This is a genomic window from Paracoccus mutanolyticus, from assembly GCF_003285265.1.
Lineage (GTDB): Bacteria > Pseudomonadota > Alphaproteobacteria > Rhodobacterales > Rhodobacteraceae > Paracoccus > Paracoccus yeei.
Map to the genome: position 1 here is coordinate 3,407,642 of NZ_CP030239.1, position 26,164 is coordinate 3,433,805.

The following is a 26,164-nucleotide window of genomic DNA, read 5'->3' on the forward strand; positions in this document are numbered from 1 at the left end:
CGTTCGGGCGGGGACCCGCGCGGGGCCCCCTTGCCCGGTTCAGCCCGCCAGCAGCGCGGCATTGCCCCCGGCTGCGGTGGTGTCAACGCACAGGTGGCGTTCGTGGGCGACATGGGCCAGGTCGGGCATGGCGGTGATCAGCTGCACGATTTCGCCATCGCGGTCCGCCAGCGCCGCGGCATAGGCGCGGCCGCGCGCCTCGTCGCCCCACCACAGCACCGCGGAAAGCTGCGGCAGCCGGGTCAGCAGCGCGGGCGCGACATCGCCATCGGCAGCAACGGCGATGCCGCCCAGCCGCTCGACCGCGGTCACCTGCGCGGCGGCGGCCGCCCGGCCCGGACCCAGACACAGGACCGGGCCCCGGGCGTGGGCGGACAGCCGGTTCAGCTCTCCGGTGGGGCCGGGCATCAGCCGCTCTTCGATCCTTTTCGGGACTGCGGCGGCCGACAGGGCGCTGCGCAGCCGGGCCTCGTCGGCCGGCGCCTTCCACGCCATGCCGATGGCCGCCGGCGCGCCGGGCGCGAAGAAGCGCGGCACATAGCGCGGCCCGCCGGCCTTGGGCCCGGTACCCGACAGCCCCTCGCCGCCAAAGGGCTGGCTGCCCACGACCGCGCCGATCTGGTTGCGGTTGACGTAGATGTTGCCGACATGGATCGCGTCCGAGACCTCTTGCACGCGGCTGTCGATGCGGGTGTGCAGGCCAAAGGTCAGCCCGAAGCCGCGCGCGTTGATGTCGGCCACGACCTGATCCAGATCGTCGCCCCGGAAGGTCGCGACATGCAGGACCGGGCCAAAGGTTTCGCGCTCGAGGTCGGCGATGCCGCCGACCTTCAGCAGCGTCGGCGGGATGAAGTAGCCTTGGTCCGGCACGTCCAGCTTGTGCAGCACGCGGTTGTCGTTGGCCTCGATATAGCCGGCGATGTCCTTTTGCGCCTTGGGGTCGATCACCGGGCCCACGTCGGTCGACAGCGCCCAGGGGTCGCCCACGGTCAGTTCGTCCATCGCGCCCTTGATCATCTCGATCAGATGCGGGGCGATGTCTTCCTGGACGTACAGGCAGCGCAGGGCCGAACAGCGCTGCCCCGCCGACCGGAAGCTCGAGGCCACCACGTCGCGCACCGCCTGTTCCGGCAGGGCGGTCGAATCGACCACCATCGCGTTCAGCCCGCCGGTTTCGGCGATCAGCGGCGTGCCGGGTTCCAGGTTCGCGGCCATGGTCCGGGCGATGGTCTGCGCCGTCTCGGTCGAGCCGGTAAAGACCACCCCCGCCACACGCGGGTCCGAGGTCATGGCCGTGCCCACCACGCTGCCGCGTCCCGGCAGCAGTTGCAGCGCGGTCTTTGGCACGCCGGCCTGGTGCAGCAATTGCACCCCCAGCATCGCGATCACCGGCGTCGGCTCGGCCGGCTTGGCGATGACGGCATTCCCCGCCATCAACGCCGCCGCGATCTGGCCGGTAAAGATCGCCAGCGGAAAGTTCCACGGCGCGATCGCCTTGTAGGCCGCACTGTCGCTGGCGTAGTCGCCGCGGTTCTCGCGGAAAAGCCGAACACCGCGTTCGCGCAGTTCGGCCACGGCGTCGCCCAGGGTCTTGCCGGCCTCTCGGCCGAGGATGCCAAAGATGCGGGCGTGGTTTTCCTCGTAAAGGTCGGCGGCGCGGCGCAGCACGGCGGCGCGTTCCGCCGCCGGGGCGTCCCAGATGCGGGCGTCGTCGATGGCACGCCCGCGGTTTCGGCATTGACGATCCGCATCCGGCGTCTTTTCGCCGGTGGCCGGGATCATCCTCATCCTGTCGTGTGCCGGTCGGCTCCGAGACGGTCTGCGGCAAAGCATCGGGAAGGGGCAGGTCGCGCGCGGCCTCGATCGCGGCCAGCACCTGCTCGTCGCTCAGGTCGAAACCCGTCGAGTTCGGGCGGTCATCGCCGAACAGGGCCTGCGGGGTCAGCAGAGAACGCGGCGGGCGCGCCGTCGCCAGCGCGTCGAAGGGGTCGCGGGCGACCTCCTCGGGCGGGATGGCTTCGTCCACGATCTGGTTGACGAAGCTGCTGTTCGCGCCGTTTTCCAACAGGCGGCGGACCAGATAGGCCAGCAGGTCGCGATGCGCGCCGACGGGCGCGTAGATCCGGCAGCGGCCTTTCGTCTCGCGCAGGACGATGTCATGCAGCCGCTCGCCCATGCCGTGCAGGCGCTGGAATTCGAACTCGACGCCCTGGGCCATTTCCAGAATGGCGGCGACGGTCTGGGCGTTGTGGGTGGCGAATTGCGGATAGATCCGGTCGCCGTAGCCGATCAGCTTGCGGGCATTGGCGATATAGCTGACATCGGTCGCGACCTTGCTGGTGAACAGCGGAAAGCCGGGGAAACCCTCGACCTGGGCGCGCTTGATCTCGGTGTCCCAATAGGCGCCCTTGACCAGCCGCACCATGATCTTGCGGTCCAGACGCGCGGCGGTATCGTAAAGCCAGTCGATGGTCTGGCCGGCGCGCTTGCCATAGGCCTGCACCACCACGCCGAACCCGTCCCAGCCGGCCAGCGAGGGGTCCGACAGCACCGCCTCGATCACCTTCAGGGACAGCACCAGCCGGTCCTGCTCCTCGGCGTCGATGTTCATGCCCATGCCGGCCGCCTTGGCCTGTTGCGCCAGCCGCAGCACCACCGGCACCAGTTCGGCCATGACGCGCGCTTCCTGCGCCACCTCATAGCGCGGATGCAGCGCCGAAAGCTTGATCGAGATGCCGGGGTTCATCTGGACCGAGCCCTTGTCGCAGGCTTGGCGATGGCCGCGATGGCGTCGGCATAGGCGCGGTCATAGCGTGCGGCGTCAGCCCGGTCATCGCCGCCTCGCCCAGATGTCGTAGCTGTAGGTAAAGCCCTGCGCCTCGCGCGTGCGGGCGCGGTCCAGCGCCTTGCCGATGGTCTGGCCCAGTACGAACTGGCGGCCCATTTCCTTCATCGCGCGGCCGACGGCGGACCGGATCACCGGCTCGCCCAGGCGGCGGACCATCCGGCGCAGCGTGCCGGCCTGGTCGTCGTCCAGCACCTTGCCGGTCAGCATCAGGGCCCAGGTCGAGGCGTTGACCAGCGACGAGGTCGCCTCGCCCAGGTGCCTGCCCCAGTCCGAGGGGGCGATCTTGTCCTCGATCAGCGCGTCGATGGTCTGGCGGTCGGGGACGCGCAGCATCGCCTCGGCCAGGCACATCAGCGCCACGCCCTCGCGCGTGGACAGCCCGTATTCCGACAGGAAATGCTCCATCAGGCTGGGCTTGGCCTCGGCCCGGATGCGGCGCACCAGATCGGCGGCGCGGGCGGTGATCTGGGCGCGCGCGGCGGGGCTCAGCGCGGCCTGGGCGACCAGCCTGTCCAGAAGCGCCGCTTCATCCGCGAACTTGGCTTCGGTCGAAAACACGGTGGGGCTGACGGATGACGACATGCGGATCTCCTGGTTCGTTGCGGCAGTGATACCACATGTCCCATGGTCCATGTGCCCGAAGATGTGCTATATGCTAGGCGAACGGAACATTTTTCAGGGCGATGACAGGATGCAGGACAGGCTGGACCCGGTGGATTGGAAAATTCTTGAGGAATTGACCCAGAACGCCCGCATCCCGGTCGCGGAACTGGCGCGCAAGGTGGGGCTGTCCAAGACGCCCGTCGCGCTGCGCATCCGGCACATGGAGGAGATCGGCCTGATCACCGGCTATCGCGCGATCCTGTCCCCGCTGAAGCTGGGACTGACCAATGTCACCTATCTCGAGGTCAGCATGAACGACACGCGCGAACACGCGCTGCAGCAGTTCAACACCGCCGTCCGCGCCATCCCCGAGGTCGAGGAATGCTACATGATCGCCGGTGGCTGCGATTACCTGCTGAAGGTGCGTTCGCGCGACATGGCCCATTTCCGCCAGATCCTTGCCGAGAAGATCTCGATCCTGCCCCACATCAGCAACACGTCAAGCCATGTGTCCATGGAGGCCGTGGTCGAGCAGAACTTCAACCTGGGCTAAGGGGCGGCGTCAGGCCTGCTGGAATTCGTGCCAGCGCCGGACCAGGTAATTGTGTTCGGGCATGATCGTGCTCCAGACCCGGACCTTGGCCAGGCGCTGGTGATAGCCGCCCCCTTCGCGGCACTCGCCCTTGCGGACGACGACCCGCCCCTCCATGTCGGGCAGGTCGGCGGCGGCAGGCAGCCCACCATACCAGTAATCCCATTCCTCGCCGCTCAGCGTGTCGCGCAGGGGCTCGGGCACCGACATGTAATAGCCCTGGCGGGCCATGATCGCGCCAGGCACGCCGTCCAGCCACCAGTTCAGATAGCGATAGGCCATCTCAAGCCGCGCACCCTGCGCCGCGGCCGACAGGCACATGCCGGAATGCCACCCGCGATAGCCCTCGGCCGGGGCGGCATAGGTCAGATCGAAGCCAAGCTTTCTCATGCCGTAATAGGCCGGGGACCACAGCGACGAGACGACGCAGCCCGAGGTGGACAAAAGCCGGATCGAATCCTCGGCCGAGGTCCAGAAGCGGCTGAAATGCCCGCTGCGCTTGCGCGCCATCAGATGGCCGAACATCTCGTCGATCTCCTCGACGGTCAGGTCGCCCGGATCGCCGACCCGCATCAGGCCGGCCGCCTCGACCGCCATGGCCAGTTCGACCGCGCTGGCCGCCGGGTCCAGGCTGAGCGCGCAGCGGCCGTGCCAGCGTTCATCCAGAAGCCAGGCCCAGCTTTCCGGTTCATCCGGGCGGCGGCGGGCGGCCAGTTCGGGCATATAGGCAAAGCTGTCCACGTTGTAGGACGTCGGCAGCATCGAGATCGGCGGCACCGCCGAGGCAGGCACGGCCGACAGCGTGCGGTCGGGCTGGACGAACAGGACATCCCCCGGACGCGTGCCGAAGCCCTGCCCCGCGCCCCCGAACACGCCCGATGAGCGGACCTGCGGCCAGCGTCCGATGCGGCCGGTGTCGATGGCCTGGATCGACCCCGCCGTCCACAGCAGGTCCAGGGAATGGAACCACTGGTCATAGACGTCATAGCTTTCCGGCGACAGAACGCCCCGGCTTTGGCAGGCCAGCCCGTCCAGCACCTCGAATTCGATCGGAAAGTCCAGGTCGGCATGCGCCTGCCGGCGCAGCGCGCCGGTCAGCGTGGCCGAAGTGCCGATGACCCTGAGCGCCTCAGCCATCGCGGCCCCGATAGACGGGCGCCATGTAGGGGGCAAGGTCCGGCGGCTCCAGCAGCGACAGGACGCGCAGCCGGGCCAGGGTCAGCGCTTCGACCCGCAGCAGATGGGCGTGCAGCAAGCCCTGCGCCTGGCCGATCTGGCCCCGCCCCAGGTGGCGCAGGATCCCCGCATATTCGTGCAGCGCAGGCAGGTCGTCGATGATCGGGAAATGGCGCCGGAACAGGCGCGGGACCAGAAGCGACAACTGGTTCCGGCGGATCGAGCCGAGCAAGCGCGAATTGCGCACGCCCTCGTACATCTCGACGAACATCGCCTGCTCCAGCCTGTCCAGCGCGGCGGCACCGCAGGCCGGAAACGCCTGGATCGCGGCCTCGACCTGGGAAAGCAGCGCCGCGGACCGTTCGGCCGGCAGGCTGGGGGCGACCTGGGCCAAGGCCTCGGGTTCAAGCAGGCGGCGCATCTGCAGGGTGTCGCGCAGGTCCCGCGCCGTCATCTGCCCGACGATCCAGTGCGACTTGCGGTTCTTTTCGATCAGCCGCCGGTCCATCAGGCGCCACAGGACCTCGCGCGCGACGGTGCGGCTGACATTGTGGAAATCGCCCAGTTCGGTTTCCTGGATGCGGAAGGTGCCGAAGGGCATGCAGGCGGTGACGGTTTCGGCAACCTGCGAAAAGATCCGCTCCCACGACGCCGTGCGCTCGATGTCGTCCGCCTCGGCCGTCAGGATCTGGTGCAGGTGACGCGAGGACAGGCGCAGCGGGGTACCCGACCGGCCCACGACATAGCCCTGGCCCGATGCCCGCGTGACCAGCCCCTGCTGGGCCAGCATGGCCAGCGCCCGGCGCACGGGCGCCCGGCTCATCCCCAACTGACTGGAAATCCGCGCCTCCTTCAGGACGGTGCCGGCGGGCAGTTCGCCGGTCCGGATCTTGCCTGCAAGCAGATCGCGCACCGAGGCATAGAAGAACGCGCCTCCTGCGCCCCCCGCCTGGTCCTGCGCCTTGCCCAAGGTCATCGCGATCCACTTCCTGCACAAGAACCGGGCGGATTTTCAGGCAAACGGCCCAGGGTTCCGCACCTGCCCCCGTCCGCGATCTTGCGCCCGCCATTCTGGTCGCGCAAATGGAAATGTGCATTGCATCCTAAATACAGTTTGCTACCGTATGCCTGTCGATGCCGACTCCAGAAGGCCGCCGAACTGGCCCGGGCCGGCGCTGTCCGTGCGATGGTCACGGGGATCCAACGGGGAGATATGAGATGACGCAATCTGACAGACAGGATCGCGCGGGGCTGACGCGTCGCCGATTTCTGAAGACCACGGCCGCGGCCACCGGGGCGGCGCTGGGATCGGGCGCCATCGGCGCGCCGATGATCTGGGCCCAGACCATCAAGGACGTGACCCTGAACCAGGTGGGCCCCTCTTATTCGGTGATCGCCGACATCGCGGAAAAGGCCAGCGCCGACCTGGGCTTCAAGATCGTGCCGCAGACCGCAGACAGCACCGCGCTGATGGCCAAGGTGGTCACCCAGCCCGAAACCATCGACATCGCCGACCTGGAATTCTGGGCGATGCAGAAGGTCTGGCGTTCGGGCAAGCTGCAGCCGGTCGAGATCGCCAAGATCAAGCTGTGGTCCAAGATGACGCCGCTGATGCGGGACGGCAAGAACTTCGACGGCTCGGACCTGTCGCGCCAGGGCACCATGCCGTTCGAGGTGATGTACACCGGCGGCCCCGGCGACACCAGTTTCGCGACCGAGGCGACCGATTACGCCACCACCATGCCCACCATCTACAACGCCGACACGCTGGGCATCCGCTCGGACCTGATCGGGCGGCCGGTGGAAAGCTGGGCCGAGCTTTTCAACCCAGAGTTCAAGGGCAAGACCGCCCTGGTGAACATCCCCCAGATCGGCATCATGGACGCCGCCATGGCGCTCGAGGCGATGGGCGAGATCACCTATGCCGACAAGGGCAACATGACCCGAGAGGAGATCGACCACACCATCAACCGCCTGATCGAGCTGAAGAAGGCCGGCCAGTTCCGCGCCTTCTGGAGCACATTCGATGAATCCGTGAACCTGATGGCCGCGGGCGAGGTGGTGATCCAGTCGATGTGGTCGCCCGCCGTGACGGCGGTCAAGTCGCGCGGGCTGCAATGCGTCTATCAGGGCCTCAAGGAAGGCTATCGCGGCTGGGGCCTTGGCATGGGCCTGATGGGGCACCTGGAAGGCGTGAAGCTGGAAGCGGCCTACGAATACCTGAACTGGTATCTGTCCGGCTGGCAGGGCGCCTTCATCGCGCGGCAGGGCTATTATTCCTCGGTCCCCGAAACCGCCTTGGCGAACCTGACCCCGAACGAGGTCGGCTACTGGTACGAAGGCAAGCCCGCGACCGAGGACATCCTGGACCCTTACGGGGCGGTGATGGACAAGGCCGGCGCCGTGCGCGACGGCGGGTCGTTCCAGGACCGCATGGGCCATGTCGCCTGCTGGAACACGGTGATGGACGAAGAGCGCTACATGGTCCAGCGCTGGAACGAGTTCGTCTCGGCCTGAGCGCCGGGCGGGCGGCGTGGCACCACACGCGCCGCCCTTCCTGAAGAACGCCTCTGTTCGGAGAACCGCCATGTCCGCCAAATCGTCCGGCAGCGGATCGCGCCTGGCCCCCTATCTGCAGGTCGCGCCGCTGGCCTTCATCATGCTGGCGATGGTGGGCATCCCCATCGGCACCGTGGTCATGCTGAGCTTCTGGGAATCCGACGGGATCTCGGTCTATCCCGCCTTCACCTGGCAGAACTACCACGACGTGCTGACCGCCGGCGTCACGCTGACCCTGTTCCTGAACACGCTGAAATACGCAGCGATGGTGCTGGTGGCTACGGTGCTGATCGGGTTCACGTGTTCGTATTTCCTGGTCTTTCACGTCCGCAACCTGAAATGGCAGATCGGGCTTTTCCTGCTGTGCACGATTCCGTTCTGGACCTCGAACGTGATCCGCATGGTCAGTTGGATCCCCTTCCTGGGGCGCGAGGGGCTGTTCAACCAGATGCTGATGCAGGCCGGGCTGATCCGGCAGCCGCTGGATATCCTGCTGTATTCGGATTTCGCGGTGGTGCTGACCTATGTCCACCTGTTCACGCTGTTCATGATCGTCCCGATCTACAACAGCCTCTCCACGCTCGACCGCAACCTGATCGAGGCGGCGCGAGACCTTGGCGCCAGCGGCTGGCAGGTGCAGCATCCGTCATCATGCCGCATGCCAAGACCGGGATCGCGCTGGGGTCGATCTTTGTCGTGACGCTGGTGATGGGCGATTTCTTCGTCGTCCGGGTGATGAGCGGCGGGCAAAGCGCCTCGGTCGTCTCGGCGATGAAGAACCAGATCGACCAGCTGTTCTATCCGCAGGCCTCGGCCCTGGCGGTGCTGCTGATCGTGGTGGTGGTGCTGATGGTCTCGGCCATCCTGCGGGTGGTCGACATCCGCGCCGAGCTGGCGAAGTAGGGGGCAATCATGGCACAGTCATCCACCCGCCGCGGCGCCGATTTCTATATCCTCGCGGCCTTCTTCGCGCTGTTCGTCCTGTTCCTGTACGGTCCGATGCTGATGATCTTCATCCTCAGCTTCCAGGGACCGACGGGCGGGCTGACCTTTCCGATGCGCGGCGTCTCGACGCACTGGTTCCATGACCTGTGGTCCTCCAGCCGCTATGGCGACCTTGGCGGCGCATTCCGCCGGTCGCTGGTGCTGGGACTGATGGCGATGGTCATCACCGCGACGGTCTGCCTGTTCGCGGCGCTGGGCTTTCGCCGCCGCTTCTGGGGGCGGGGCCGCTGTTCTACCTGTCGATCATCAGCCTGATCGTGCCGGGCATCCTGCTGGGCCTGGGCATCAGCCAGCTGTTCCAGCTGCTGGGCCTGCGGCTGCGTGGTGGCTGTCGGGCCTGGGCGCGCATCTCAGCTGGACGCTGCCTTTTGGCCTGCTGATCATGTTCGCCGTGCTGAACCGCTTCGACGGATCGTGGGAGGAAGCGGCCCGCGACGCGGGCGCCCGGCCCTGGCAGGTGCTGGGCCTGGTCACGGTGCCGATCCTGTTCCCCGGGCTGATCGCCGTCGCCCTGTTCGGCTTTACGCTGTCCTATGACGAAATGCCGCGGTCGCTGCTGACCGTGGGGGGCAAGAACACGCTGCCCATCGAAATCTCGAACATGACCACGAATGTCACCACGCCGGCGCTTTACGCCATCGGCACGGTGACCTCGGCCGTCAGCTTCCTGGTGATCGCCCTGGCCTTCGGCGCCATCGCCATCATCCAGAGGCAGCGGTCGCGCGCCAAGCGGGGAAAAACCGAATGACAGAACAAAGCCGCATCGACATCCGCAACGTCACCAAGCTTTACGGCCCGGTGAAAGCCGTCAACAATGTCGATCTGACCATCGACGGCGGGGCCTATTGCTGCATGATCGGCCCCTCGGGCTGCGGCAAGACGACGCTGCTGCGGATGATCGCCGGGCACGAAACCCCAAGCTCCGGCACCATCTCGATCGGCGGCACCGACGTGACCACGGCCCGCACCGGCAGCCGGGGGACGGCGCTGATGTTTCAGAACTATGCGCTGTTCCCGCATCTGTCGCTGACCGACAACGTGGCCTTCAGCCTGCGCGTCAAGGGCGTCCGCGCGGACGAGCGCCGCCGCGCCGCGCGCGAGATGCTGGATCGGGTGCAGCTTCTGCATCTGGCCGACCGCGTGCCGTCCGAGCTGTCGGGCGGCCAGCAGCAGCGCGTGGCCCTGGCCCGCGCGCTGATCAACAAGCCCAAGGTCCTGCTGCTGGACGAGCCGCTTTCCGCGCTGGACGAGTTCCTGCGGCTGAAAATGCGGGTCGAACTGAAGCGGTTGCAGAACGACCTGGGCATCACCTTCATCCACGTCACCCATACCCAGCCCGAGGCGATCGCCCTGGCCGACCAGGTGGTGGTGATGGACCACGGCTTGATCGAACAAGCCGCCAGCCCGCGCGAGATCTACAATTTTCCGCACAGCCCCTATGTCGCCCGCTTCATGGGCGGCCAGAACGTGCTGGGCGGCACCGTCGCCCGCGCCGAGGTCGGCAGCGCGGTCGTGACCGGGCCGACCGGCCTGACCTATGACGTCGCCGGCGCGGCGGGGCTGCAGACCGGGCAGGAGCTGCGCTTTTCGGTGCGCCGCGACCGCATCCGCGCCGCCGACGCGCCCGCCCCGCGCAACGGCATTTCCGGGCAGGTGGTGAACATCGAATACCAGGGCACCTTCGTCAAGGTCGCGCTGGACACCGGCCTGCGCGAGGAATTCATCATCTACATGGACGACGAGGAATTCTTCGCCCGCCCCCGCGCGGTGGGCGAGACGGTCCATGCCGCCTGGGACCCGGCGCTGAACCATTACCTGCCCGGCACGAACAATTCGGCCGGCACGCCGCACGAGGACTAGGATGAAGCCCCAAGTCCAGATCATCGCCCTGGGCGGCACCATCGCCTGCACGCCCGACAGCGCGGGGTCCGGCGTCGCGCCCGGCCTGACCGGCGCCGACCTGGTGGCGGCCGTCCCCCAGCTGGCCGCGCTGGCCGATGTCGAGGCGCGGAACCTGTCGAACGTCCCCTCGACCGAGATCGGCCTGCCGCTGGTGATCGAACTGGCCGCCGCGATCCGCGCGCATGAGGATCAGGGCGCCGCCGGCATCGTCGTCACCCAGGGCACCGACACCATCGAGGAAACCGCCTTTCTGCTGCATCTTCTGCACCGGGGGGCCATCCCAGTGGTGGTGACGGGGGCGATGCGCAACCCCTCGGTGCCCGGGGCGGACGGGGCGGCGAACCTGTTTGCCGCCGTCGCCTGCGCGGCCGATCCGCGATGCCGCGACCTGGGGGTCATGGTCGCCTTTGACGATGTGATCCACCCGGCCGCCTGGGTGCAAAAGCGCGACACCTCCTCGACCGGGGCGTTCTGGTCCCCTGCCCCCCTGGGCTGGATGGCCGAGGGGCGGCCCGCGCTTTATGCCCGGCCGCCGCGCGGCCCTACCTTTGACCCGGCGCTGGAGGCCGCCCTGCCCTTCGTCCCGATCCTCAAGCCCGGCCTTTCCGACCCGCCGCTGCTGGTCGAGGCGGCACTGGCCGCCGGCGCCGCGGGCCTTGTGCTGGACCTGGCGGGCGGCGGGCATGTGCTGTCCTCCTGGCTGGAGCCGCTGACATCGGCCGCGCGCCGCGTTCCGGTGATCTTTTCCAGCCGCACCCGGGGCGGGCGCGTGCTGTCACGGACCTATGGCCAGGTCGGGGGGGAAATCGACCTGCTGAAGCGGGGCCTGCGCGGCAGCGGCGATCTTGACGCGCTGAAGGCGCGGCTGGTGCTGATGCTGGCGCTGATGACCGGGGCGCCCGAGCGTTTCGACCGCTTCACCGACCTGTCCTGGCGTTCCGCGGCGGACGCCCGCGGCACCGACGATCCCGAAAACACCTCAACAGGGAGGCTATGATGGCCAAGAAAATCTATTGCGCATTCGGCACCGACATCGACTCGGTCGCCGGCTGGATCGGGTCCTATGGCGGCGGCGACAGCCCCTCGGACATCCAGCGCGGCATCTTCGCGACCGAGGTCGGCATCCCGCGCCTGCTGCGGCTGTTCAAGAAATACGACCTGCGCACCAGCTTCTTCATTCCCGGCCATTCGCTGGAAACCTTCCCGGACGAGATGCGGATGATCGTCGATGCCGGGCATGAGATCGGCGCCCACGGCTATCTGCACGAGAACCCCATCGCCATGACCCCCCAGCAGGAAGAGGACGTGCTGGTCAAGTCCATCGAGCTGATCGAGGGGCTGACCGGCCGCGCGCCGCGCGGCTATGTCGCGCCCTGGTGGGAAATGTCGAACTCGACCGCCGCGCTGTTGCAGAAATACGGCTTCAGCTATGACCACTCACAGGGCTACCGCGACTTTCAGCCGTTCTATGCCCGCGTCGGCGACGAATGGAACGTCATCGACTATACCAAGCAGGCCAAGGACTGGATGCACCCGCTGAAGCACGGCAAGGAAATCGACCTGGTCGATATCGCCGCCAACTGGTATGTCGACGACCTGCCGCCGATGATGTTCATGAAGAAGGCGCCGAACAGCCACGGCTTCGTCAATCCCCGCGACATCGAGGAACTGTGGCGCGACCAGTTCGACTGGGTTTACCGTGAGATGGACTATGCCGTCTTTGCCTTCACCATCCACCCGGATGTGTCTGGCCGTCCGCAGGTGCTGCTGATGCTGGAACGGCTGATCGAATACATCAACGGCCACGACGGCATCGAATGGGCCACCTTCGAGGAGATCGCCGACGATTTCCGCAAGCGCTATCCCTTCGCCTCGGACAAGCGGCCCGAGGTGATCTGAAGCCATGTGCAGCGCCTGCGGCTTTCCGGCCGCGCCGGGCCATTGGACGGATGCGGGCGCGCAGACGCCGGGCGACCGGCTGCGCCTGCGCTTTGCCCGTCTGGGGGCGGTGAACCGGCTGCTGGCGCCTTATGGGCTGAAGGCCTGGGACGACGGCGTGACGCCGGGGTTGCAGCTGTTCGCCCCGGGCGGCCAGCGGGAGCTGGTGCCCGATCTGGCAGCCCTCTGGGCCGTAGCCGAGCGAATGGCCGGCCGCCCCATCGACCCTCTGTCCGACCGCGCCCTGGCCGATGGCTGAGGGCGCGCGTTCGGACGGCCGCTTGCCGCTGACCATCCTGGGCGGTTTCCTGGGGGCCGGGAAAAGCACCTGGCTGCGCCATCAGCTGCACCAGGGCCGGTTCCGGGACCATGCCATCCTGGTCAACGAGGCCGCGGAAACCCCGGTCGACAATCTGCTGCTGGCCGGAGCCCTGCGCCTTGGGGTGCTGGCAGGCGGCTGCGCCTGCTGCACCGGACAGGCCGCGCTGGTCGCCGCGCTGCGCGAGCTGTGCAACGATGCCAGCGGCCGCGATGCAGGACGGATCGGCGGGGTGCTGCTGGAAACCAGCGGGCTGGCCGATCCCGGGCGCATCGCCGCCGCCATCGCCGCCGATCCCGTCCTGTCGCGCCGATTGGCCCTGCGGGAAACGCTGGTCCTGGTCGACGGCCTGCACGGCGCCCGGCAGCTGGCGGACGAAGGCCTGGCCCGCGCGCAGATCGAGGCGGCGGACGCGCTGATCCTGACCAAGCCCGCCGAGGCGGCGGTCCTGGGGCGGCTGGCGCTGACCCTGCGCCGGATGAACCCCCATGCCGCGCTGTCGGCGGCCGAACAGGGCGTCGCGGTCCCCCTGCCCTCTGTACCGGATGACCTGCGCCCGCTGGACCTGCCGCCGCTTGGCCCCAGCGAGCCCATCGCCCCTTATCGGCTGGCGGTCGGGCAGGATGGCGGCTGGGTGGCGCTGTCGACCTGGCTGTCGGCGCTGCTGCACGCCCGGGGCGACGACATCGTGCGCATCAAGGGCGTGGTGCGCACGCCGGCGGGCCGGCTGCTGCTGCAATCGGTCCGCCGCGTGGTCCAGCCGCCCGAGATCCTGCCCGACGACGATGCGGCCCTGGCCGGCCCCGCGCCAGAGGAAGGCGTGATCGTGCTGATCGGCCGCGGCATGACGGCCGAGACGCTGGAACGGTCCTGGCGGCGCTTTGGCGCCTAGCCCAAGGGTGCGCCCGCCCCGCGCGCCGCCATGGGCGACAGGGCGCGCGGCAGGAACCGGCCGCCCTGCTTGCTGCCCAGGATCTCGCCCTCCTGCATCACCACCTCGCCGCGCAGGATCGTCGCCTGGGGCCAGCCCGTGACCTCATACCCTTCCCATGGCGTATAATCCGAGCCGTGGTGCATCAGCGACTGGCTGATCGTCACGCGGCGATCCGGGTCCCACAGCACGATGTCGGCATCATAGCCCGGCGCGATGCTGCCCTTGGTCGTCAGCCCATAGATCCGCGCGTGGTTGGTCGAGGTCAGGGCGACGAACTGGTTTTCCGTGATGCGACCCTTGACCACGCCCTCGGACCACAGGATCGGCATGCGCACCGCGACCCCCGGGATCCCGTTCGGCACCCAGCGAAAGCCGGTGCGGGCCTTGGGGTTCTTCTTGCCCATCTCGCCCTCGAAATAGAACGGGCAATGGTCCGAGGAAAAGGTCTGGAACACCCCGGTCTGGATGCCGCTCCAGATCGCATCCCAGCTTTCGCGGTCGCGCGGCGGCGGCGAGCAGACGTATTTGCTGCCCGTGTCATCCATGTTCAGGCCCTTGAGGTCATCGGCCGTCAGCGAGACATATTGCGTGCAGGTCTCGCCCATGATCTTCAGCCCGCGGTTCTGCGCCCAGCGGATCTGCTCCATCGCCTCGCGCCCCGAGACATGGACGATCATGATGGGCACGCCGGTCAATTCGGCATGGCTGATGGCGCGGTGGGCGGCCTCGCGTTCGACGGACTGGGGGCGGGAAACGGCATGGTAATAGGGCGCAAGCTTGCCCGCCTTTTCCAGCTTTTCGGTCATGAAGCGGATGGCGTCATAGCCTTCGCAATGGACCATGACCAGCGCGCCCTGCTCGCCCGCCGCGTCGAACACCTCCAGAAGCTCGCGGTCGTTCAGCACCATGTCGTCATAGGTCATGAACACCTTGAGCGAGGTATAGCCCCCCGCCACCAGCGCCGGCAGTTCCTGGCCCAGCACGGCGGGCGTGGGATCGGTCAGGATCAGGTGAAAGCCGTAATCGCAATAGGCCTGGCCCTCGGCCTCGGCATGATAGTCGGTGACGGCCTGGCGCAGCGACATGCCGCGCGATTGCAGCGCAAAGGGAATGACGGTGGTGTTGCCCCCCGCGATGGCCGAGCGGGTGCCGCTTTCGAACCCGTCCGCCATCGCCGGTCCGCCAAAGGCCGGCTGGGCCAGATGCACATGGCTGTCGATGCCGCCGGGCATCACGCGCAGGCCGGTCGCGTCGATCTCGCGCCGTCCCGGGTCAAGCTCCAGCCCGATCGCCACGATCTTGCCATCCCGGACGCCCACATCGGCGCGCGCGCTGTCTGCGGCGGTCACCACCGTGCCGCCCCGGATCACCAGGTCGAAATCCTGCATGGTCCTGTCCCTCCCCGTTCTAAACCATCACGTCGCCGCCGTTCGGCGACAGCACTTGCCCGCAATAGAAGGCCCCGCCGGTTTCCGAGGCAAGCAGCAAGGCGGTCGGCGCAATCTCGTCGGGCTGGCCGAACCGCCCGACGGGCAACTGCCCCTTCTTCATGTCCAGCCACGCCTCGCTGTGGGCCATCAGCAGGGGCGTCTCGACCGGGCCCGGCGCAATGCCGTTCACCATGACATTGTGCGGCGCGCCTTCATAGGACAGGGCGCGGGTCAGCCCGACCACGCCCGCCTTGGCGGCGACATAGGCTGCCAGCCCCGGCGCGCCCTTGTAGGCCAGTTGCGATGCGATGTTCACGATGCGGCCGTAACGCCGCTCGACCATGCCGGGAAAGAAGGCGTGCGTCACCAGGAACACGCCGCGCAGGTTGACGCCCAGCATCCGGTCCCATTCCGCAACGGTGACATCGCCGAACGGCTTGTCCTTGCCGCCGATGCCGGCGCAGTTCACCAGGATGTCGGGTGCGCCCAGGACCTTGGCGGTCCAGTCGGCCAGGGCGGTAACCTGCGCCTCATCCGCGCGGCACCAGATAGTTCAGCGCCAGCCGCACCTTGGGATTGTCGAAGGGCGGCGTTTCGTTCTGCATCTCGACCCGGTGGATGAAGTTTCCGAACACCTTGTTGACCGTCACCCCCGGCATCTGTCCCAGCATGGACAGTTCGCGCGGCGACAGGTATTCCGCCACATCCACCGCCCCCGCCTGCAGGGCCGCCAGCCGGTTGGCGCTGGTCGGCATCTCGCGGAAGATTACCTTCTTCAGCTTCGGGACGCCGCGGTAATAATCGGTGTTGGCCTCATAGATGATTTCCTGGCCGGGCGAATATTTCGTCACCTTGTAGGGCCCGAACGAGGCCGAGTTGGTCGCCAGCCAGCGCTGGCCCCAGGGGTCCTCGGGCGTCAGGTGTTCCTTCATCGTGTCTGAATCGAGGATGCCCAGATCGCTGTTGATCCACAGCTTTTCCAGCAGCGGCGAGGCGTTGGGGATGCTGACCCGGACGGTCATGTCGTCGACCCTGGTGAAGGCCGCGTCGAAATCCTCGATCTTCAGGATCTGGGTCATGTACCAGTGGAAGTTCGACTTCAGGTTCCAGCCCCGTTCGAACGACCACATGACATCGTCGGCATCCAGCGGATGCCCTGCCCCGCTGACCACGCCCGGGCGCAGATGAAAGGTGATCGACTTGAAGTCGGGCGCGACCTCCCATCGCTCGGCCAGGGCGCCGGTGATCTTCGAGAAGTCCTCATAGGAGATGCCATCCTCGGCCTTCTTCATCTCATAGGCCAGAAGCCGTTCGTTCACGTTCCGGCGCAGTTCGTGCACCGCCTCGGTCGGCGGGTATTCCTGATCCAGCGACTCCGGGGTGCGGGGACCGGCGACGATCAGCGTTTCCTGCGGGCTTTGCGCCCAGGCCGCCTGACCGCCCCAGGGCGCGGCCACCATCATCGCACCGATGGCAGCCTGCATCAGCAGGCGATGCAGGGGCGAAGGGATATGGTTGATCTTCAAGACGAAAACTCCCTGTTCTGGACCCCCTTTCCGCCCTTGTCTGCGCAAGGTTTCTGGATGGTGAGTCGTCTACTACATTGGATACAATGAAATGAACAACGCTGGCTTCTGTCAATTGAAATTGCCCCTGCGCCGTGCGATAGCAAGGAAAAGCGCGGGAAAAAGGTGGGTGCGGTCGGTGACGTCCATTTTTCAGGCAGTCGATTGGTAGAACGTCATGGAAGAAACAGGCATCCCCCCGCAGAAGCGCCGCCACGGCTATACCGAGCAGGAAATCACACGCCGCCTGATCGAGGCGATCTTCGAACAGCGGCTTCCGCCTGGGGAAAGGATCACGGAAAACCAGCTTGCCGATATCTTCGGGGTCAGCCGCACGGTCGTGCGCCTGTCCATGAGCAAGCTTTCCGAGATCGGCGTTTTCAGAAAAACCCCCAACCTCGGATATACGATCGCCTCGCCCTCGCGCGCCGAGGCCAAGATGATGCTGGACGTGCGCAAGATGATCGAGCCCAGTATGGTCCGGTCCATCGCCGTGACCCGGTCGGCCGAACATCTGCAATCGCTTCTGGACCACATCGCCACCGAGGAGGCGGCGCGCAGCGCGGGCGACCGTTCGACCCTTGTGCGTCTGACCGGAGAGTTCCACCTGAAGCTGGCCGAGATCAGCGGCAACGTCTATCTGGTTCATATCATGACGCAGCTGCAGGTGCTGACCTGCCTTGCCATCCTGGTCCATGCCGAGTCCGAGACGGGATGCCCGAGGGACGAACACAGCAGCATCGTCAACGCCATCGCCCAAGGCGATGGGGAAAAGGCGGCGACCGAAATGGCGCATCACCTGTCCCATATCTCGGAAGAATTGCAGATCAACACCCTAAGGCCCGAGCCCAGCCTTGAAAGCGCGCTGCGCTGGCTGGGTGCCGCCCAGTAGGCTTGCCGACGCAGCTGGTACAACCATAGCCCACGATGCCAGGGGCCAAGCCGCTTTCTGCACCGCAGAGAAAGCCTTGAGAACGCGGGACACCGTGCTAGGATCGCGCCGAAGCAGCATATTGGGGGGCCCATGGCCAGTTCATCTCCCCCTCGTGGCAAGGCGGCCTCGGTGCCCGTCGATCTGGCCCTGCAGGGCGGCGGCTCTCACGGGGCATTCACATGGGGCGTGCTCGACCGATTGCTCGAGGAGGATTGGCTGACGATTGCCGGCATCTCGGGGACTTCGGCCGGGGCCATGAACGCCGCCGTTCTGGCCGACGGCTTTGCCCAGGGCGGGGCCGAGGGCGCGCGCAAGGCGCTGACCGCCTTCTGGGAATTCGTCGCCGATGCAGCCCGGCTCAGCCCGTTCCAGGCCACCCCCATCGACATGGCGCTGGGCAACTGGTCGCTGGCCCACTCGCCCGCCTTCGTCGCCATGGACATGCTGTCGCGGCTGGCCTCGCCCTATACGCTGAACCCGGCGGGGATCAATCCGCTGCTGCGGGTGCTGGAACGGGCGATCGACTTCGACCGCCTGCGCGCCGCGCCGATCAAGCTGTTCGTCACCGCCACCAACGTCCGCACCGGGCGGGGCCGGGTCTTTCGCAACGCCGACCTGTCGCCTCAGGTGCTGCTGGCCTCGGCCTGCCTGCCGACGCTGTTCCAGGCGGTCGAGATCGACGGCGAAAGCTATTGGGACGGCGGCTATGCCGGCAACCCGACATTGACCCCCTTGGTGCGCGAGGTCGACAGCGACGACACCATCCTGGTCCCGATCAACCCCATCGAGCGCCCCGGCGTGCCGCGCAGCGCGGCGGCCATCCTGAACCGGCTGAGCGAGGTTTCGTTCAACGCAGCGACCCTGAAGGAATTGCGCATGATCGCGCTGCTGCGCCAGGTCGCCGACCCCGGCAACGGAGAAGGCGCACGATGGGCGCGGATGCGGGTCCACATGGTGCCGAACGCGGTCATGACCAGCCTTGACCACTCGTCCAAGCTGAACGCGGACCGGATCTTCCTGCGCTGGCTCCGCGACCGGGGCCGAGAGGCGGCGGACCGTTTCCTGACCGAAAACGGCCGGAACATCGGCCAGCGGTCGTCCGTCGACATCGACACGCTTCTGGACGGGGTCTGACATGGGGCTGACCGCATTCTGCTGGCGTTGGCGCTGCTGATCTGGCTGGCCTATCGCGGCTGGAGCGTGCTGCTGCTGGCGCCGGTCGCCGCGCTTCTGGCGGCCGCCATCTCGGGCGAACCGTTGCTGGCGCATTGGACGCAGACCTTCATGGGCGCGGGCGCAGGGTTCATCGGTCAGTTCTTCCCGCTGTTCCTGCTGGGCGCGGTCTTTGGCAAGCTGATGGAGGACAGCGGATCGGTCCGCGCCATCGCCGACCTGCTGACCCGGACGCTGGGCCCTGGCCGTGCCATCCTGGCCGTGGTCCTGGCGGGCGCGGCGCTGACCTATGGCGGCGTCAGCCTGTTCGTCGCGCTGTTCGTGCTGGCACCCATGGCCGAGGCGCTTTTTCGCCGCGCCCGGATCCCGCGCAGGCTGATGCCTCCGGCGATTGCACTGGGCACATTCACCTTTACCATGATGGCGCTGCCCGGCACCCCCGCGATCCAGAACGCCATTCCGATGCCGTTCTTTGGCACGACGCCCTTTGCCGCACCGGGACTGGGGCTCGTCGCCTCGGCGATCATGCTGGGTTTCGGCTTGTGGTGGCTGGCCCGTGCCGAACATGCCGCGCGCGCCCGGGGCGAAGGCTTTTCCGACAGCCGCGTTCCGGGCGTGGACGAAACCGTCCTGCGCCAGCGGGCGGTGACGGCGCGCGAGTTCGACCCGGCCGAGGCCCCGCACGGCCATCAAAGTACCGAACTGCCCCCACCAATGATTGCCGTGCTGCCCCTGTTCGTGGTGATCGGGGTGAACATGGCCATGTCCTTTCTGATCCTGCCGGCGCGATCCTTCGACTGGCTGGCGCAGCCGCGCTGGGGCGGGACGGACATCGGCGCGGTCAGCGGCGTCTGGTCGGTCGCGGTGGCGCTTGCGGCGGCGATCCTGATCGTGCTGGTCCTGAACCGGCCGCGCCTGACGCGGCTGCGCGAAACCCTGGATGCCGGTGCCAGCGCCTCGGTCCTGCCGATCTTTGCGGTGGCAAGTCTGGTCGGCTTCGGTGCCGTCGTCGCCGCGCTGCCGGCCTTTGACCTGGTGCGCGACTGGGTGCTGTCGATCCAGGGCGGCCCGCTGGTCTCCATGGCGGTCGCCACGAACATCCTGGCAGCGCTGACCGGCTCAGCCTCGGGCGGGCTGACCATCGCGCTGGACGCGCTGGGTCCGACCTATCTGGAACGTGCGGCCGAACTGGGCATCGATCCGCAACTTTTGCATCGCGTCGCGGTGATGAGCGCGGGGACGCTCGACAGCCTGCCCCACAGCGGCGCGGTCGTGACGCTGCTGTCGGTCTGCGGTGTTTCGGCCCGGCAAAGCTATCGCGACATCGTCATGGTGGCCATTGTCGGCGCCCTGCTGGCGCTGGTCGCGGTGATCGCGCTGGGAACGCTGCTGGGCAGCTTCTAGCGCCTGCCGGGCGGCGGGTCCTGGGGCCTTCATCGGCCCGGACCCGCCCCGCGGCCCCGTCAGTCGGCGCGGGCCTTTTCCAGGTGCTGGCGGGCCGCCTGATCCAGATGGTTCAGGTCCGACGAGATCGAGGCGAAGGTGAAGCCTTCGTCCAGCCTTTGCCGCGCAACATCGCCGTGGCCGGTGTGGATGCCCGTGGCGATCCCGGCGGCGGCGCCGGCCTCGCGGATCCGGGCCAGAGCGGCCTCGAAATCCTCGGCGCGGGCCGGATCGGTGATCGTCTCGCCCCCCAGCGCCAGCATCAGATCGCCCGGACCGACGTAAAGGCCGTCGATCCCCTCGACCGCGGCGATGGCGTCCAGGTTGGCCAGCCCTTCGTGCGTCTCGATCATGGCGATGCAGGCGACCTCGGCGTTCATGTCGGCCGTGCGCGGGCCCGACCGCAAACCCGCCCGCATCGGCCCGTAACTGCGCGTTCCCAGCGGCGGAAAGCGGCACGCCCTTGCGGCCGCGCGGGCTTGCTCCGGGGTGTCGATCAGCGGCACGATCACCCCCTGGGCGCCAGCGTCCAGCGCCTGCCCGATCAGCGCCGGATCATTGGCCGCCACGCGGACCATGCCGCCGCAGGCGCTGCCGGCCAGCGCGGCCCCTGCGTCGATGCCGATCAGACCGTTCAGAACGGCGTGATAGTCCAGAAAGCCGTGCTGCGCGTCGAAGCAGACGTAATCGTAGCCATGCCGGGCCGCGCGCTCCTGCACGGCCGGAACCGGCAGTTGCGACCAGTAGCCGACCAGCCGCTCACGCGCGCGAAGGCGCGCGGCAAAGGTCCAGTTTCCCATGCGCTTTTCCTTTCACGCGGCTTCGTGGGCGGCCAGCACGGCCGGAACGTCGACGGACAGCGTGCCCGCCTGTTCGATCAACCCGGCCAGGATGCCGGGATACAGGGTGACGCCCTGGTCCAGGGCCTTGCGCTTGCGGGCCAGCGCCGCCTGCCCCGGCAGGCGCACCGGCTGGTCGGGGTTGCGCGGGGGCGAGGCAAGGCAGGCATCCACCAGCCAGCCGGTCTGCTTCAGGAAGGCCTCCGCGCCGCCGAAAGCCGCCGGGTCATAAACCGAGATGGTCACCGCCGCATTCGTCCCCTTGGGCGCATCGGCACGGCCATAGCCCGCCAGCCCCTGGGTGATCGCCTCGACCGACAGCGCCATGCCATAGCCTTTCTGGCCGTGGTCCAGCCCGCCGGTCGGCAGCAGCGTGCCGCCCTCCAGCACCGCCTTGGGGTCGGTTGTGGGCTTGCCCGTGGCGTCGGCCACCCAGGCGTGGTCATAGACGCGCCCTTCGCGGATCATGCGCTGCGCCATGTTGACCGTGGTGATCGAGGCCGAGATGTCGATCAGGATCGGGTCGCCCGGCGTCGGGATGCCGTAGGCCACCGGATCGGGCGTGAACACCCCCTTGAGCCCGCCAAAGGGCGCCACCTGCGCCCCCGAGGGGGACGACGAGGCGATCGAGATCATCAGCCCCTGGCTGGTCGCATCCTCCAGATAGGCGGCCAGCGCGCCGATATGGTGGCTGTCGCCGATGACCAGCGTCGCGGTACCGTATTCGCGGGCCCGCGCGCAGGCCAGCTTGACGCCCTGGGCGACCAGCCAGGCGCCGGGCAGGCGCGTGCCGCGCCAGCAGATCGCGGCGCCCTTGTCGGAGACCGTCTCGGGCGTGCCGTCGCGGGTCATGACCCCGTCCGCGATGCTTTGCAGATACCAGGGCGCCAGCGCCAGGCCGTGGGTCGTGTGGCCCATCAGGTCGGCCTCGACCAGGTATTTCGCCACGGCCTCGGCCTTGTCATCGGCCAGCCCGGCGGCCCGGAACAGCTCGGCAGAGAAACCTCGCAGGATATCGGCTTTGATCGTCATGTCGGTCCTCATTTGGCAAAGACTTCCGGGTTCAGGACGCGGCGCGGCTGGCCGCCCGCCATCAGTTCCTGAATGTCGGCGATGTTCATCAGGCCGACGTTTTCCACCGCCTCGACGGTGTCGGCGCCGTTATGGGGCATGAAGACCGTGTTCGGCGCGGTAAAGATCGGGTGGCTGCGGTCCGGCGGCTCGACCACATAGGCGTCGATGGCTGCCCCGCCCAGTTGGCCGGAACGCAGCGCCTCGGACACGGCGTCCAGATCGACGACCTCGCCGCGGGCCAGGTTCAGCAGGCGCGCGCCGGGCTTCATCCGGGCGATGGCCTTGGCGTCGATCAGCGCGGCATTGTCCTTGCCGCCGAAGATGTGCAGCGACAGATAGTCGGAGCGGGACAGCAGCCCGTCCAGGTCGGTCAGCTCGATGTCGTTCGCCGCGGCGAATTCCGCATCGGCATAGGGGTCCGAGGCGATGATCCGCATGCCCAGCCCCCGCGCCTCAGCGCAAGCGTGCGGCCGATGTTGCCAAGGCCAAGGATGCCCAGGGTCTTGCCGCCAAGCTGGCTGCCGACCTTGCGGTCCCAGCCGCCCGTCACCACCGTCTGATGGCCCGCGGGCATGTTGCGGGCCAGGGCGAACATCATCCCCAAAGCCAGTTCCGCCACCGCGTCGGCATTGGCGCCGGGGGTGTTCAGCACCGGCAGGCCGCGCCGGGTGCAGGCCGGAATGTCGATGTTGTCGACGCCCACGCCATGCTTCAGCACCGCCTTGATGCGCGGTCCCTTTTCCAGCAGGGCGTCCGTCGCGGGCACCAGCCCGACGACCAGATAGTCGGCGCGGTCGATATGGTCCCAGACCCCGCCATCTTTCAGCTCCGGGTCCGAGCAGCGGATCAGTTCCCAGCCAAGTTCCTCCAGCTTGGCGGCGACGCGGCCGATGCGGCCGAAGCTGGGCGAGGTGGTCAAAAGGACGGTCATGGGCTTATACCAGTTCGTATTTCACAAGGATTTCGCGGATCTTTTCGTCCTGGGCCGGGTCGGGCAGCAGGGCGGGCTGGCGGCTGGCGCCGACCGAATTGTCCATCAGGAACAGCGCGCGCTTGACCAGCGCGGGCGGATAGCCAAGGCCATAAAGATCCTTGCGGAAGTTCCCGAAGATCTCCTGCTGGCGCGCCGCCTCGGCCTGATCGCCGGCGTTGAAGGCGCGGATGATGCCGGCCAGCACCTCGGGCAGCACGTTGCCCAGGCCCGAGATGCAGCCCGCCGCGCCGTTCTGCAGCGACCAGTGCACCAGATGGTCGGGACCGGAATAGACCGCAAAGCCCTCGACCTCGCGGCCGACGGCCAGATAGGCCTCCAGCGTGTCCTGCGCGCCGCCCGAATCCTTGATCCCAGCGATATTGCCATGGCCGGCCAGGGCGCGGGCGGTCTCGGGCTCGATATGGTTCTGGGTGCGGGCCGGGATGTCATACAGAAAGACCGGCGTTTCCACCGCATCCGCCACGGCCGAGAAATGCCGTACCAGCCCGTCCTGGGTGCAGGCGATGAAGAAGGGCGTGATGACCGCGATGCCGTCGACGCCGATGCGGTCGAATTCGCGGGCAAGCTTGATCGTCTCGAAGGTGGCGGGCATGCCGGCGTTGACGATGACGCGCGCCTTGCCCGCAACCTCGTCCACCACCGCCTCGGTCAGCGCCACCTTTTCGTCATAGGTCAGGGCGGTGAAATCGCCGTTGGTCCCCGCGCACATGATGTTGTTGCCGGCCTGCACCTGGCGGCGCACCTGCGCGCGGGTGGCGTCGAAATTGATCGTCTCGTCATCGTTGAAACAGGTGACAAGCGCGACAAAGGCTTCTTTGGTCATCAAGGGCTCCGGGTAGAGGGGCGGGTCGTTCCGCCGCAGGGATTCATCGGGCAAGGGCCAGCCGCGCCATGCGGCGGGCGGCCTGCACGGCGGGGTCCGGGTCGAGCCCGCGGCAAGCAGGGCCTGCGTATAGGGCTGGCGCGGGTGGTCGAAGATCTGGCGGACGGCCCCTTCTCGACCACCCGGCCCTTTCGCATGACCATGACGCGGTCGGCGAAGTCGCGCACCACGGGCAGGTCGTGGGCGATGAACAGGAAGGACAGGCCCATGTCGCGGCGCAGCTTGTCGAGCAGCGCGATCACCTGCGCCTGGATCGAGACATCCAGCGCCGACACCGCCTCGTCGCAGACGATCAGCCGGGGCTCGATCGCCAGGGCCCGGGCGATGGCGATGCGCTGGCGCTGGCCGCCGCTGAACTGGTGCGGATAGCGGGCGGCATGCTCGGGCGACAGCCCGACCTGCGCCAGCAGGTCCGCGACACGGGCGCGCCATCGCGATTTCGGCAGGATGTCCGGGTGGATCACCCAGGCCTCGGAGATCAGTCGACCGACCGTCATGCGCGGGTTCAGCGACTGCATCGGGTCCTGGAACACCATCTGCGATCGCGGCGCAGCTCGACCAGCTCTGCCGGCGGCATGCTCAGCAGGTCGCGTCCCTGCCACAGCGCCTGCCCGTCGTCGGCCTGATCCAGCCGCAGCAGGATGCGCGCCAGCGTGGACTTTCCCGAACCGGATTCGCCCACCACGGCCAGCGTCTCGCCGGGCATCAGGTCGAAGCTGACCCCGTCCAGCGCGGTGAAGCCGCCATAGCTTTTGCGCAGGTCGCGCACGCTCAGCACCGGCTGCGCCGGAGGCAGAGGCTGGTGCATGGCGCCCTTGCCCGGCGCGGCGCCGATCAGCTTGCGGGTATAGGGATGGCTGGGATTGGCATAAACTGGGCGGCGCTGCCCGTCTCGACCACCACCCCGCCGTTCATCACCACGACGCGGTCGGCGATCTCGGCGACGACGCCCAGGTCGTGGGTAATGATCAGGATCGCATGCCGGTTTCGGCCTGCAGTTCGCTCAGCAGGTACAGGACCTCGGCGCTGCACCGTCACATCCAGCGCGGTGGTCGGCTCGTCCGCGATCAGCACATCGGGCTTCATCGCCAGGGCCATGGCGATCATCAGGCGCTGGCGTTGCCCGCCCGAGAATTCATGCGGGTACTTCCTCAGCGCGCCGGCGGGATCGGGGATGCCCACGCGGGTCAGAAGCCGCAGCGCCTCGGCCTTTGCGCGGGCCTGGTCGGTGCCGTGGATGGTCATCGCCTCGGCGATCTGCCAGCCCACGGTATAGACCGGGTTCAGGTGGCTCAGCGGATCCTGGAAGATCATCGCGATGCGGCGGCCGTTGACGGCACGCCGCTGTTCGTCGGACAGCGTCAGCAGGTCCTGACCGCCGAAACGGATCTGGCCGCTGGTGATCCTGCCCGGCGGCATGTCGATCAGGTTCATGATCGCCGAGGCCGAGACCGATTTCCCCGACCCGCTTTCGCCGAGGATCGCCAGCGTCTCGCCCCGGTCCAGATGCCAGCTGACGTTCTGGACGGCCTTCACGGTGCCGGCGGCGGTGTGGAATTCGACGGAAAGGTCGCGGACCTCCAGCAGGTGCTCAGTCATTCTTGCGTCCCCTCATTTCCAGACGCCAGCGCTGCACGGGGTCCAGCGCGATGCGCAGCCAGTTCGACAGCAGGTTCAAGGACAGCGTCGTCAGGATGATCGCAAGGCCGGGCCAGAACGACAGCCACCAGGCATTGGTCAGGTATTGCTTGCCCTGCGCGATCATCAGCCCCCAGGTGATCTCGGGCGGCTGGATGCCGATGCCCAGGAACGACAGGCTGCTTTCGGCCAGCATGACAAAGGCGAAATCCAGCGTCGCCAGCGTCGTCAGCGTGGGGATCACCACCGGCAGGATATGGCGGAACAGGATGCGCTGCGTGGGCGCGCCCATCACCGGGCCGCGCTGACAAATGG

24 protein-coding genes and 4 pseudogenes are annotated in these 26,164 nt (G+C 67.6%); 13 read left to right on the plus strand and 15 right to left on the minus strand.

Going from position 1 to position 26,164, the window contains the following annotated elements; all coding sequences use genetic code 11:
• Nucleotides 1–39: 39 nt before the first annotated feature.
• The 3 genes and pseudogenes from DPM13_RS27770 to DPM13_RS27780 all read right to left on the minus strand — a co-directional run bounded on the left by DPM13_RS27770 (nucleotide 40) and on the right by DPM13_RS27780 (nucleotide 3,430).
• Nucleotides 40–1,782 (minus strand): L-glutamate gamma-semialdehyde dehydrogenase, encoded by a 1,743-nt coding sequence (locus tag DPM13_RS27770; RefSeq protein ID WP_449579233.1) that lies wholly within the window; start codon nucleotides 1,780–1,782, stop codon nucleotides 40–42.
• 307 nt (nucleotides 1,783–2,089) lie between these two features.
• Nucleotides 2,090–2,746 (minus strand): annotated as a pseudogene (locus DPM13_RS27775) (proline dehydrogenase family protein); the annotation flags it as partial.
• An 84-nt stretch (nucleotides 2,747–2,830) separates the two neighbouring features.
• Entirely contained in the window at nucleotides 2,831–3,430 is a 600-nt protein-coding gene (locus tag DPM13_RS27780; RefSeq protein WP_449579234.1) for a hypothetical protein, read from the minus strand.
• Between the two features lie 109 nt (nucleotides 3,431–3,539).
• On the opposite strand from DPM13_RS27780, the gene DPM13_RS18535 reads away from it, so the two are divergent.
• Nucleotides 3,540–4,004 (plus strand): Lrp/AsnC family transcriptional regulator, encoded by a 465-nt coding sequence (locus DPM13_RS18535; RefSeq protein ID WP_028718706.1) that lies wholly within the window; start codon nucleotides 3,540–3,542, stop codon nucleotides 4,002–4,004.
• A gap of 9 nt (nucleotides 4,005–4,013) precedes the next feature.
• On the opposite strand, the gene DPM13_RS18540 is transcribed toward DPM13_RS18535, so the two are convergent.
• Nucleotides 4,014–5,180, minus strand: coding sequence for an ABC transporter substrate-binding protein (locus tag DPM13_RS18540; protein WP_112888584.1), 1,167 nt, complete (start codon nucleotides 5,178–5,180; stop codon nucleotides 4,014–4,016).
• Nucleotides 5,173–6,195, minus strand: coding sequence for a GntR family transcriptional regulator (locus DPM13_RS18545; protein ID WP_112888585.1), 1,023 nt, complete (start codon nucleotides 6,193–6,195; stop codon nucleotides 5,173–5,175). The genes DPM13_RS18540 and DPM13_RS18545 overlap by 8 nt, the downstream gene beginning before the upstream one ends.
• 242 nt (nucleotides 6,196–6,437) lie before the next feature.
• Between DPM13_RS18545 and DPM13_RS18550 the strand changes: the two genes are divergently transcribed.
• The 9 genes and pseudogenes from DPM13_RS18550 (at nucleotide 6,438) to DPM13_RS18585 (ending at nucleotide 13,834) form a co-directional block, all read left to right on the plus strand.
• Complete coding sequence (locus DPM13_RS18550; protein ID WP_028718704.1) at nucleotides 6,438–7,736, plus strand: ABC transporter substrate-binding protein; 1,299 nt, start codon at nucleotides 6,438–6,440, stop codon at nucleotides 7,734–7,736.
• 70 nt (nucleotides 7,737–7,806) lie between these two features.
• Complete coding sequence (locus tag DPM13_RS18555; RefSeq protein WP_317616344.1) at nucleotides 7,807–8,478, plus strand: ABC transporter permease; 672 nt, start codon at nucleotides 7,807–7,809, stop codon at nucleotides 8,476–8,478.
• Complete coding sequence (locus tag DPM13_RS26310) at nucleotides 8,430–8,681, plus strand: hypothetical protein (RefSeq protein WP_317616345.1); 252 nt, start codon at nucleotides 8,430–8,432, stop codon at nucleotides 8,679–8,681. The genes DPM13_RS18555 and DPM13_RS26310 overlap by 49 nt, the downstream gene beginning before the upstream one ends.
• A 9-nt stretch (nucleotides 8,682–8,690) precedes the next feature.
• Nucleotides 8,691–9,531: pseudogene (locus DPM13_RS18560) on the plus strand (ABC transporter permease).
• Nucleotides 9,528–10,643 (plus strand): ABC transporter ATP-binding protein, encoded by a 1,116-nt coding sequence (locus DPM13_RS18565; RefSeq protein ID WP_112888586.1) that lies wholly within the window; start codon nucleotides 9,528–9,530, stop codon nucleotides 10,641–10,643. Before DPM13_RS18560 ends, DPM13_RS18565 begins: the two are co-directional and overlap by 4 nt.
• Nucleotide 10,644: 1 nt before the next feature.
• Entirely contained in the window at nucleotides 10,645–11,682 is a 1,038-nt protein-coding gene (locus DPM13_RS18570) for an asparaginase (protein WP_112888587.1), read from the plus strand.
• A complete protein-coding gene (locus DPM13_RS18575) occupies nucleotides 11,682–12,584 on the plus strand; it encodes a polysaccharide deacetylase family protein (RefSeq protein ID WP_028718699.1) in 903 nt (300 codons plus the stop codon). The genes DPM13_RS18570 and DPM13_RS18575 overlap by 1 nt, the downstream gene beginning before the upstream one ends.
• A gap of 4 nt (nucleotides 12,585–12,588) precedes the next feature.
• Entirely contained in the window at nucleotides 12,589–12,882 is a 294-nt protein-coding gene (locus DPM13_RS18580; RefSeq protein WP_080622628.1) for a hypothetical protein, read from the plus strand.
• A 22-nt stretch (nucleotides 12,883–12,904) separates the two neighbouring features.
• Entirely contained in the window at nucleotides 12,905–13,834 is a 930-nt protein-coding gene (locus tag DPM13_RS18585) for a CobW family GTP-binding protein (protein ID WP_223252177.1), read from the plus strand.
• On the opposite strand, the gene hydA is transcribed toward DPM13_RS18585, so the two are convergent.
• The 3 genes from hydA to DPM13_RS18600 are packed head-to-tail and all read right to left on the minus strand — an operon-like array spanning nucleotide 13,831 to nucleotide 16,832.
• Complete coding sequence (hydA, locus tag DPM13_RS18590) at nucleotides 13,831–15,264, minus strand: dihydropyrimidinase (RefSeq protein WP_112888589.1); 1,434 nt, start codon at nucleotides 15,262–15,264, stop codon at nucleotides 13,831–13,833. The genes DPM13_RS18585 and hydA overlap by 4 nt on opposite strands.
• A gap of 19 nt (nucleotides 15,265–15,283) precedes the next feature.
• On the minus strand, nucleotides 15,284–15,856 hold the full coding sequence (locus DPM13_RS18595; RefSeq protein ID WP_112888590.1) for an SDR family NAD(P)-dependent oxidoreductase: 573 nt from the start codon (nucleotides 15,854–15,856) through the stop codon (nucleotides 15,284–15,286).
• Complete coding sequence (locus DPM13_RS18600) at nucleotides 15,837–16,832, minus strand: ABC transporter substrate-binding protein (RefSeq protein WP_223252178.1); 996 nt, start codon at nucleotides 16,830–16,832, stop codon at nucleotides 15,837–15,839. The genes DPM13_RS18595 and DPM13_RS18600 overlap by 20 nt, the downstream gene beginning before the upstream one ends.
• A gap of 217 nt (nucleotides 16,833–17,049) precedes the next feature.
• Here DPM13_RS18600 and DPM13_RS18605 point away from each other — a divergent pair, with 217 nt between their 5' ends.
• From DPM13_RS18605 to DPM13_RS18615, 3 genes are all read left to right on the plus strand, one after another.
• Nucleotides 17,050–17,763, plus strand: a complete 714-nt coding sequence (locus DPM13_RS18605; protein ID WP_112888591.1) for a GntR family transcriptional regulator — start codon at nucleotides 17,050–17,052, stop codon at nucleotides 17,761–17,763.
• A gap of 171 nt (nucleotides 17,764–17,934) precedes the next feature.
• Nucleotides 17,935–18,939: a patatin-like phospholipase family protein gene (locus DPM13_RS18610; RefSeq protein ID WP_223252179.1), complete on the plus strand. Its 1,005-nt coding sequence runs from the start codon at nucleotides 17,935–17,937 to the stop codon at nucleotides 18,937–18,939.
• Between the two features lie 27 nt (nucleotides 18,940–18,966).
• A complete protein-coding gene (locus tag DPM13_RS18615; protein WP_223252180.1) occupies nucleotides 18,967–20,382 on the plus strand; it encodes a GntP family permease in 1,416 nt (471 codons plus the stop codon).
• Between the two features lie 59 nt (nucleotides 20,383–20,441).
• Here the strand turns inward: DPM13_RS18615 and DPM13_RS18620 are convergent, their stop codons facing one another.
• From DPM13_RS18620 to DPM13_RS24330, 7 genes and pseudogenes are all read right to left on the minus strand, one after another.
• The gene (locus tag DPM13_RS18620) at nucleotides 20,442–21,221 is read right to left on the minus strand and encodes an HpcH/HpaI aldolase family protein (protein WP_112888594.1); all 780 of its coding nucleotides are present in this window, start codon (nucleotides 21,219–21,221) and stop codon (nucleotides 20,442–20,444) included.
• A gap of 12 nt (nucleotides 21,222–21,233) precedes the next feature.
• Nucleotides 21,234–22,292: an Ldh family oxidoreductase gene (locus DPM13_RS18625; RefSeq protein ID WP_112888820.1), complete on the minus strand. Its 1,059-nt coding sequence runs from the start codon at nucleotides 22,290–22,292 to the stop codon at nucleotides 21,234–21,236.
• An 8-nt stretch (nucleotides 22,293–22,300) separates the two neighbouring features.
• Nucleotides 22,301–23,265 (minus strand): annotated as a pseudogene (locus tag DPM13_RS18630) (phosphoglycerate dehydrogenase).
• Nucleotides 23,266–23,269: 4 nt separating this feature from the next.
• Nucleotides 23,270–24,151: a dihydrodipicolinate synthase family protein gene (locus DPM13_RS18635; protein WP_112888821.1), complete on the minus strand. Its 882-nt coding sequence runs from the start codon at nucleotides 24,149–24,151 to the stop codon at nucleotides 23,270–23,272.
• A pseudogene (locus DPM13_RS24320) lies at nucleotides 24,151–25,019 on the minus strand (ATP-binding cassette domain-containing protein). The gene DPM13_RS18635 and the pseudogene DPM13_RS24320 overlap by 1 nt, the downstream one beginning before the upstream one ends.
• A gap of 26 nt (nucleotides 25,020–25,045) precedes the next feature.
• Nucleotides 25,046–25,810 carry an ABC transporter ATP-binding protein gene (locus tag DPM13_RS24325; protein WP_223252181.1) on the minus strand — a complete coding sequence of 255 codons (765 nt, stop codon included), beginning with the start codon at nucleotides 25,808–25,810 and terminating at the stop codon, nucleotides 25,046–25,048.
• Nucleotides 25,803–26,141 carry an ABC transporter permease gene (locus DPM13_RS24330; RefSeq protein WP_223252182.1) on the minus strand — a complete coding sequence of 113 codons (339 nt, stop codon included), beginning with the start codon at nucleotides 26,139–26,141 and terminating at the stop codon, nucleotides 25,803–25,805. The genes DPM13_RS24325 and DPM13_RS24330 overlap by 8 nt, the downstream gene beginning before the upstream one ends.
• Nucleotides 26,142–26,164: the final 23 nt, after the last annotated feature.

What these genes read in the sequence shown, in the direction of transcription:
- DPM13_RS18545 (WP_112888585.1), bottom strand. Translation starts at nt 6,195, where the DNA reads ATGACCTTGGGCAAGGCGCAGGACCAGGCGGGGGGCGCAGGAGGCGCG.
- DPM13_RS18635 (WP_112888821.1), bottom strand. Translation starts at nt 24,151, where the DNA reads ATGACCAAAGAAGCCTTTGTCGCGCTTGTCACCTGTTTCAACGATGAC.
- DPM13_RS27770 (WP_449579233.1), bottom strand. Translation starts at nt 1,782, where the DNA reads ATGATCCCGGCCACCGGCGAAAAGACGCCGGATGCGGATCGTCAATGC.
- DPM13_RS18620 (WP_112888594.1), bottom strand. Translation starts at nt 21,221, where the DNA reads ATGGGAAACTGGACCTTTGCCGCGCGCCTTCGCGCGCGTGAGCGGCTG.
- DPM13_RS18605 (WP_112888591.1), top strand. Translation starts at nt 17,050, where the DNA reads ATGGAAGAAACAGGCATCCCCCCGCAGAAGCGCCGCCACGGCTATACC.
- hydA (WP_112888589.1), bottom strand. Translation starts at nt 15,264, where the DNA reads ATGCAGGATTTCGACCTGGTGATCCGGGGCGGCACGGTGGTGACCGCC.
- DPM13_RS18535 (WP_028718706.1), top strand. Translation starts at nt 3,540, where the DNA reads ATGCAGGACAGGCTGGACCCGGTGGATTGGAAAATTCTTGAGGAATTG.
- DPM13_RS24325 (WP_223252181.1), bottom strand. Translation starts at nt 25,810, where the DNA reads ATGACTGAGCACCTGCTGGAGGTCCGCGACCTTTCCGTCGAATTCCAC.
- DPM13_RS26310 (WP_317616345.1), top strand. Translation starts at nt 8,430, where the DNA reads ATGCCGCATGCCAAGACCGGGATCGCGCTGGGGTCGATCTTTGTCGTG.
- DPM13_RS18575 (WP_028718699.1), top strand. Translation starts at nt 11,682, where the DNA reads ATGGCCAAGAAAATCTATTGCGCATTCGGCACCGACATCGACTCGGTC.
- DPM13_RS18555 (WP_317616344.1), top strand. Translation starts at nt 7,807, where the DNA reads ATGTCCGCCAAATCGTCCGGCAGCGGATCGCGCCTGGCCCCCTATCTG.
- DPM13_RS18580 (WP_080622628.1), top strand. Translation starts at nt 12,589, where the DNA reads ATGTGCAGCGCCTGCGGCTTTCCGGCCGCGCCGGGCCATTGGACGGAT.
- DPM13_RS18550 (WP_028718704.1), top strand. Translation starts at nt 6,438, where the DNA reads ATGACGCAATCTGACAGACAGGATCGCGCGGGGCTGACGCGTCGCCGA.
- DPM13_RS18625 (WP_112888820.1), bottom strand. Translation starts at nt 22,292, where the DNA reads ATGACGATCAAAGCCGATATCCTGCGAGGTTTCTCTGCCGAGCTGTTC.
- DPM13_RS18570 (WP_112888587.1), top strand. Translation starts at nt 10,645, where the DNA reads ATGAAGCCCCAAGTCCAGATCATCGCCCTGGGCGGCACCATCGCCTGC.
- DPM13_RS18565 (WP_112888586.1), top strand. Translation starts at nt 9,528, where the DNA reads ATGACAGAACAAAGCCGCATCGACATCCGCAACGTCACCAAGCTTTAC.
- DPM13_RS24330 (WP_223252182.1), bottom strand. Translation starts at nt 26,141, where the DNA reads ATGGGCGCGCCCACGCAGCGCATCCTGTTCCGCCATATCCTGCCGGTG.
- DPM13_RS27780 (WP_449579234.1), bottom strand. Translation starts at nt 3,430, where the DNA reads ATGTCGTCATCCGTCAGCCCCACCGTGTTTTCGACCGAAGCCAAGTTC.
- DPM13_RS18540 (WP_112888584.1), bottom strand. Translation starts at nt 5,180, where the DNA reads ATGGCTGAGGCGCTCAGGGTCATCGGCACTTCGGCCACGCTGACCGGC.